We start from the raw sequence: 7,012 nt of genomic DNA, 5'->3' as shown, positions 1-7,012 counted from the left end.
CGCGGAAGTTGCGTTATACCATGCACTTGGCAAGCTACCTGAACCAGAAATTGCCCACAGATTTTACTGACGAGGCTAAAAGTTTAAATAGAGTTAAAGTGAACGTGAAAGGTCCGGTTTTATCGGCAATTTTTCGGGATTTTCCGTTGTTGTCATTGCACATTTTCCAAAGTTCATCAGCCAGTTTTTTTGCTTCAGACTGTTGTTCCTGGGACAGGGGCTTGAGTGCATGCTCCATAATACCCTGGTAAGATTTATCCTCGCCTAGGAGATCTATAAGCGCTCTTTTATTTATACTGTCTGTTGTTTTCCAGGGGTTAGCAGCTTTCCTAATTAATTTGCCAATGAATTTTACCGTAAAACGGCTATCGCGATGGGCTTTAAGGGCGAGAACTTTTGTTGGGAAATTGAACATTGTGATATTTGGAGTGATTCGGATGCTATGGGCATTTCCGTTAGTATCGAAAACTGGTAATGCCAGTTCCTTGCCAGATATGTTTTTAATGATTTTCTGCATCTCTTCTAACCATGGAGCTTCATCGGGAATTCCCACGATTTTTCCAATCCATGTACTCCTAAGCTTGTCGGGCGTGAGGAAATTCATGTAGGCCATGTTTAATTGAATAGGTTCACTTTTTGGGTTGCTGATTGCCTGGTTGAGTAAATCAGGATGATTTTGCAATAAAATAGCCGTAAAAATCTCATTCAATCGGTGTTTGGTCGATTTTAACCGGCTGTCATTGTCGGCTTCTTTGAAGGCATAAGGACAACCAACTCGAATATGACTGTCGACAACCTGATCGTTGATTTTCATCTTGTAGCCCAGGAGGTTTACTGCGTGATCAGTTGCTCCGTGGCAAGAAGGAATAAATGTATTTTCGTAATCAGCTTCAAATGGAGTTCTCTGCCCCGGATTAATTGAGTTGGCTGCTTCTGTTGATAAGCGCATTTTTGCTGCCGGGGTATAACTCAGGTTGACTGATACCCATTGGTTATTGATGAATAGTTTTATTTTTGACTGAAAAGGTGAAGGGTTTCTTTTTAATTTTTCTAATAATAGTTCATCGAACTTGTTATTATATTTTTTAAATAGTACCCTCAATTCTGAATTCAGTTTTAGTATTGCTTTTGTGTATTTTCTTGATTTCTTTGCGTGGTTTATCAGTTTTTCTGCTTTCTTGAGTTTACTCTGTTTTTTATCTTCGTCTTGTTCATATTGGGATAATGATTTTGATAAACTTTCGTATGTTTCAAATAGTTTTTCTTTGTTTTTTGTTGATCGAAAATCGTTAGCTTCTGCATTGTTCAGATAATCTTGTAGTCCATCTAAAAATAAATGAAGCTCGTTGTGTTTTTTATTTGTCTCAGCGCATTTCTGATTGTGGGCTTTTAGAGTTTGAACCTCTTTTCTTGAATTTTCTATAAGTTTTCTGGTTTTTTCTAAAAGCTGAGGTGCGGGCCCTTCCAACAAAATGGTTCTTTGTGTTTCGTGAATTAGTTTTATTATAGAGTCCCGCTGGCTTTTTAAGTTGCTAATGGTTATATCAGCTTCATTCAACGCACGAAAGGATGTCGGATTTAGTAAGGGCTCTGTTTTGTATTGTTGGCTGATCTTGTATTTTTCAAGTTTTGAATATGTTGTAGAACGTAATGAATAAAACAGCTTCTGTATATGTTTAGGGTTTGTTGTAATTTTTCTGGCTATATGTTTCGCCACAGCTTTTGCTTTATGGTGCCAAGAATTGCATTTTTTTTGGGTTGACTGGTGATTTCCTCCCGTTGGTATGTTTCCGTTTATCATACCTCCTCCGTTGGTTCTAATATCATGGATTTCTATATAATTGTAGTTTTTGGGATTATTGGCAATTAGACGTAAGTGTTAGAGGATCTCCCATGACAAGGCGCAGAGCCTTGTCATACGCTTTAATATCAGTCAATCGCTTCAGGAACTGGTAGCTGAGCGACGCCCAGATCCAGTTCTTCTTCGATCACTTCCTGATCATATTCAGTATTTGCCAGTGTGCTGCTGATTTTCGCCAGATGAACCAAGGCGTCGCCTTCATTGGCCAGCGGCAGCTGACTTAAGCCAATCACCACCCCATCAAAGGGCGCGATGATACTTTCACTATCACTGGCATCGAAAGGGTTGACGATGGTCATCATCGTATCGCCTTCTTTTACATGATGACCCTGTTTGATGTGAAGAAGTACCAGACCATCACGGGAGCTTCTCAGCCAGCGGCTTTCGCTGCACTCCCAGGGGTGAATGGCTGGAGATTTTAGCGGCTTTTTGGGTAGCATATTCAGGTGTCGCATCACCCTCATTACACCTTTCACGCCCAGTTTGATGGAAGCCTGTTCCAGTCTCAACGCTTCCCCGGCTTCGTAGACTAGCGCCGGAATATTGTACTCATTGGCTGCACCACGGAATGACCCGTCACGAAGTGATGAGTTGAGAATAACCGGAGCGCCAAAGGCTCTGGCCAAGCCCACGCATTTCTCATTGGATAGATCCGTTCTCAACTGTGGCAGGTTGGTACGATGAATCGCGCCGGTATGAAGATCCAGCGCATAGTCAACGTGTGGGAAAAGGCCTGTGGTAATCAGATCAGCCAATCTTCCGCCCAGCGAGCCTTTGCTGGAACCGGGGAAGCAACGGTTAAGGTCACGGCGATCTGGCAGGTAACGAATCTGTTGAATAAAGCCCAGTTGATTAACCACCGGGATTACAATGAGCGTGCCGCTGATCTTGGACAGATTTTTATGGCCAAGCACCTGACGACAGATTTCAACACCATTGAGCTCATCACCATGAATGGCGGCAGTAACGAGCAGACAAGGCCCTTTTCTACGACCGTGGATGACTTCCATGCGAAGATCGATCGGCGTGTCGGTATAAAGACGGACAACTGGGATAGATAAATGCTGTCGTATACCTGGTTTAATGGTATGGCCAAACAGCTCAAGAGGTTGTGCTTTTTCCATGGGGGAAACTCCAGCCCCGGTCAGCAGAATAGGTTATTCGTGCCCGAGGTTGAAAAGGCATCACTCCGATGTTGTGTTTGTTTCAGGCGGAGTGATGGAGGTTACGAAAATGGCTTATCCCGTGATACGGGAGTTGCTGGTGCGATGATAATTCGTTTCAATAAACTCAACAATACAGTGTGCGACATCTCTTGCCGTGGCTCGTTCAATGCCTTCCAGACCTGGTGAAGAATTGACTTCCATCACCAGCGGACCGCGGTCTGAACGCAGAATATCCACACCTGCCAGCCTGAGTCCCATGGCTTTTGCCGCTTTAATGGCCGTGGCTCGTTCATCCTTGCTCAGTTTTACCAAACTGGCGCTGCCGCCGCGGTGAATGTTTGAGCGGAACTCACCTTCCGGCGCCTGTCGTTTCATGGCTGCAATGACTTTGTCGCCTATGACGAAGCAGCGAATATCGGCACCACCGGCTTCTTTAATGTATTCCTGAACCATAATGTTGGCTTTCAGGCCCATGAAGGCTTCCAGAACACTTTCTGCAGCCTTGCGGGTTTCTGCCAATACAACACCAATGCCTTGTGTGCCTTCCAGGAGCTTGATGACCAGTGGCGCACCGCCCACCATATCGATCAGGTCAGGAATGTCGCCAGGACCGCTGGCAAAGCCAGTGACTGGCAGACCAACACCTTTGCGGGACAGTAACTGCATAGAGCGCAGTTTGTCTCTGGAACGGGCAATGGCCAAAGACTCATTCAGGGTATAGCAGTTCATCATTTCAAACTGACGAAGAACCGCGGTGCCGTAAAAGGTGTTGGAGGCACCGATGCGCGGGATAATGGCATCATAATGTGGCAGCTCAACCCCTTTCACATGAATGCTTGGGTTTTTGTCGTTGATGTTCATGTAACAGCTGAGAATATCAATAACATCAATCGTGTGCCCCCGAGCCTGTGCAGCCTCAATGATTCGGCGGGAAGAGTAGAGCCGCTCGTTACGGGAGAGTAGCGCAATTCGCATTGGGTCAATCCTGGTAAAAATAACTGGCCGCTCTGGACGACATTCGTTGTGAATTGTCTTCAGTGTGGAGGGGAGCCAGAGGGCGATAAACCGAACGATTCGGTGTGGTCATTTCAGCATAGACGTAACTGAAACGAACCGGCAGACAGAGTCGGGAAATCAAAATGGGCTGCTTGTCTGCAGCCCAATGAGTATGTTGTGCAAGACGTTGGTTACGGAGATGGTTACCAGTGGTCAAAAATCAGGTTGTCATCTCCGAGCATTTTCCTCAGGCGTCTTCGCTCAAGGAATAGCTCCGCTTTTGAGCGTTTTTTTTCATAATCCGCGATGCGAGTGCGACTGCGCTTCTTTGCCTGTGCCGCTTTCTCAAACTCTTCTTCGAAGTCTGTATACTCTTCCATCTCTGCCTGCTCTAAATGCCGATTGTGACAAATAGCAAACAGCCTGCCTTCAACTGCAAACCAGCGTTCGCAGTGAATGAGGGTCGGCGTTGCCGCGCTAATTTCTGGTAAAACCTGAATTCAGTCAATAAAAAACAATGCCAGGGTAGGAAAATAGTTTTATATGCTGTTCATAGGTGTATGTGTAGCGTTAGGAACTGTGTTTCTGTGCCTCAGGTAGCGAATTTATAGTATTTTGATAAAGCTGTTTGATGGATTGTACGAGCATGGTTTAACGACTGAAGGCAGTTGAAGCTGCGGTTGAATGCTGATAATAATGTTTGTCTCGCCTTCTTAAACACACTTCTTATTGAGCTGATCAGGCTATATGCAAGACCCGGATATTTTTCAGAGGCTCCGCAGTTACTGGGCTAACGATCGAATAAATTACTGCATCAGGGTATTTATAGCACTGACCGGCGTAACGCTACCTGCCTGGTATGGCAATACCATTGATCAAATTACACCGATGGTGTTGGGTATTATTGCAGCCGCTTTAGCGGAAGTGGATGACCGGCTGACCGGAAGAATCAAAGCAGTCCTGCTGATGCTGCTTTGCTTTCATATTGCGGCGTTGTCCATTGAAATACTGCTCCCTTATCCACTTCTGTTTGCCCTTGGTCTATTTATCTCAACCATGGGCTTTACCATGTTGGGGGCGATGGGGCCAAGGTATGCCAGTATCGCCTTTGCATCATTATTGCTGGCGGTTTATACCATGTTGGGTGCCGGGCAGAGTAACGATATCTGGACGCAGCCCATGCTGCTGTTAACTGGTGCGCTGTGGTACAGCACGCTTTCTTTGTTATGGCAGATAGTCTGGCCAAACCGTCCGGTGCAGCAAGGGCTTGCGCAGGTGTTTCATGGTCTGTCCGATTATCTGGAGAGCAAAAGTGAGCTATTTGATCCGATGCCGGATCTGTCTCCCCAGCCATACCGGTTGAAGTTGGCCAAAAAGAATACCCTGCTGGTGTCGGCTCTGAACCAGACGAAAGACTCTTTACTGCAGCGTGTACGACAGAGGGCCAGTTTAAGTGATCAGGTTTATTTGCAGATCTACTTTGTCGCCCAGGATATTCATGAGCGGATCAGCTCCTCCCATTATCGTTATCAGGATCTTGCCAGCCACTTTGCCCGCAGTGATGTGTTATTTCGCTTTCAGAAACTGTTGATGATTCTGGCTGGAGAATGCCGGGAAGTGTCAGAAGCACTGGTGATGAACCGCACATACGAGCCGAGTGGCAAAGCAGTACTGGCTTTGGATGAAATTCAACAGTCGATTGAGCATCTCAAACAGCAGAATCAGCCGCAATGGCGTTCACTGTTGATTCAGTTAGAGTACCTGTTAAAGAATTTATCTTCTGTCGTGTTGCAGCTGTCTTCTATTGGCCGCCCTGATATGGAGGCTGATGGTGATGAAAGAATTCTTGCGGATTTCGAGCCGAAGGGGGTGAAGGCTCACCTTAAACGCATTAGAGATGAGTTCCGGTTTGACAGCCCGCTCTTTCGTCATGGTATTCGGCTGGCAATCGCCCTGACTGCCGGTTATGGACTCATACAGCTGCTCGATTTGCAACCGGGTTACTGGGTGTTATTAACGACGCTGTTTGTCAGTCAGCCCAGCTTTAGTGCGACGAGAGCAAAACTGGTTCAGCGAGTGATCGGTACAATAGTTGGTTTGCTGGCGGGTGCGCCATTGCTTTATTTGTTCCCCGGTCAGGAAGGACAGCTGGTATTGATGGTGTTGTGTGGTGTGCTGTTCTTTGCCTTTCGTAAGGTGCGTTACGATCTGGCCACCGCTTTTATTACTCTACTTGTGTTGTTTTGTTTCAGTCAGCAGGGTTTAGGCTTTACGGTCATTCTGCCGCGTTTGGGAGACACATTACTTGGTTGTGTATTGGCCGTTATTGCCGTGATGTTTATTTTGCCGGACTGGGAATCAAAACGGCTTAATCGAATTATGGCCACCACCATTGAGATGCATCGAATGTACCTCAAGGAAGTGATAGAACAGTATATCCATGGAAGGAATAACGGGGTTGCCTATCGGGTAGCGCGCAGACAAGCTCATAATATGGACACGAAATTGAATAGTGCGATACTCAGTATGCACTTGGAGCCAGAACGATTTCAGAGGGCAGGTGAGCAATGCTTTCGTTTTCTGACCTTGTCCAGTGCCCTGTTAAGTTACATATCGACGTTAGGAGCTCATAGGGACAAGCTGAAGGATCTTCAGTTCAAGGAAGGGATTCAAAGTATTTATTTATTGATCAATGAGTATCTATTAAGTTTGGAAAGACAGTTGGTCGGTCATGTTGTGGAGAGAGGAGATCTATCTGTGATCGATCGTCGTTTACAAGAGAATGATGATGGGATTGATGAAGGACAGCCAGAGGTGCGTTTGTTGCTTCAACAGTTTCAGTTAATGATTCAGATTTTGCCAGAAATGCATACGTTGTCTGATGAGATTAACCAATTGCTGTCGTCCAGAAAGAAATAATACCAATTCTGCTTTTAAATTATGGCCTGCGCAGCCATTTTAGGCGACTGGATCTGCGTTGAAGTTCCTC

At 45.8% G+C, this 7,012-nt stretch carries 6 protein-coding genes; 1 reads left to right on the top strand and 5 read right to left on the bottom strand.

Features of this window, described 5'->3' with window-relative positions; translation table 11 throughout:
* Positions 1 to 34 precede the first annotated feature (34 nt).
* The 5 genes from Q1B11_RS14070 to Q1B11_RS14050 form a co-directional block, all read right to left on the bottom strand.
* A complete protein-coding gene (locus Q1B11_RS14070; RefSeq protein ID WP_299733771.1) occupies positions 35 to 1,801 on the bottom strand; it encodes a hypothetical protein in 1,767 nt (588 codons plus the stop codon).
* A 128-nt stretch (positions 1,802 to 1,929) separates the two neighbouring features.
* Positions 1,930 to 2,985 (bottom strand): succinylglutamate desuccinylase/aspartoacylase family protein, encoded by a 1,056-nt coding sequence (locus Q1B11_RS14065; RefSeq protein ID WP_299733769.1) that lies wholly within the window; start codon positions 2,983 to 2,985, stop codon positions 1,930 to 1,932.
* 114 nt (positions 2,986 to 3,099) lie between these two features.
* The gene (gene rimK, locus Q1B11_RS14060) at positions 3,100 to 4,002 is read right to left on the bottom strand and encodes a 30S ribosomal protein S6--L-glutamate ligase (protein ID WP_299733767.1); all 903 of its coding nucleotides are present in this window, start codon (positions 4,000 to 4,002) and stop codon (positions 3,100 to 3,102) included.
* Positions 4,003 to 4,006: 4 nt separating this feature from the next.
* The gene (locus tag Q1B11_RS14055; RefSeq protein ID WP_299733765.1) at positions 4,007 to 4,240 is read right to left on the bottom strand and encodes a hypothetical protein; all 234 of its coding nucleotides are present in this window, start codon (positions 4,238 to 4,240) and stop codon (positions 4,007 to 4,009) included.
* Complete coding sequence (locus Q1B11_RS14050; RefSeq protein WP_299733763.1) at positions 4,227 to 4,403, bottom strand: hypothetical protein; 177 nt, start codon at positions 4,401 to 4,403, stop codon at positions 4,227 to 4,229. The genes Q1B11_RS14055 and Q1B11_RS14050 overlap by 14 nt, the downstream gene beginning before the upstream one ends.
* A 367-nt stretch (positions 4,404 to 4,770) precedes the next feature.
* Here Q1B11_RS14050 and yccS point away from each other — a divergent pair, with 367 nt between their 5' ends.
* A complete protein-coding gene (gene yccS / locus Q1B11_RS14045) occupies positions 4,771 to 6,942 on the top strand; it encodes a YccS family putative transporter (RefSeq protein ID WP_299733761.1) in 2,172 nt (723 codons plus the stop codon).
* The last annotated feature ends 70 nt before the right edge of the window (positions 6,943 to 7,012 follow it).

The sequence above is a fragment of the uncultured Endozoicomonas sp. genome (assembly GCF_947495845.1).
Lineage (GTDB): Bacteria > Pseudomonadota > Gammaproteobacteria > Pseudomonadales > Endozoicomonadaceae > Endozoicomonas.
Note: the sequence above shows the minus strand (reverse complement) of the source record. Positions and strands in the feature narration are given on the sequence as shown.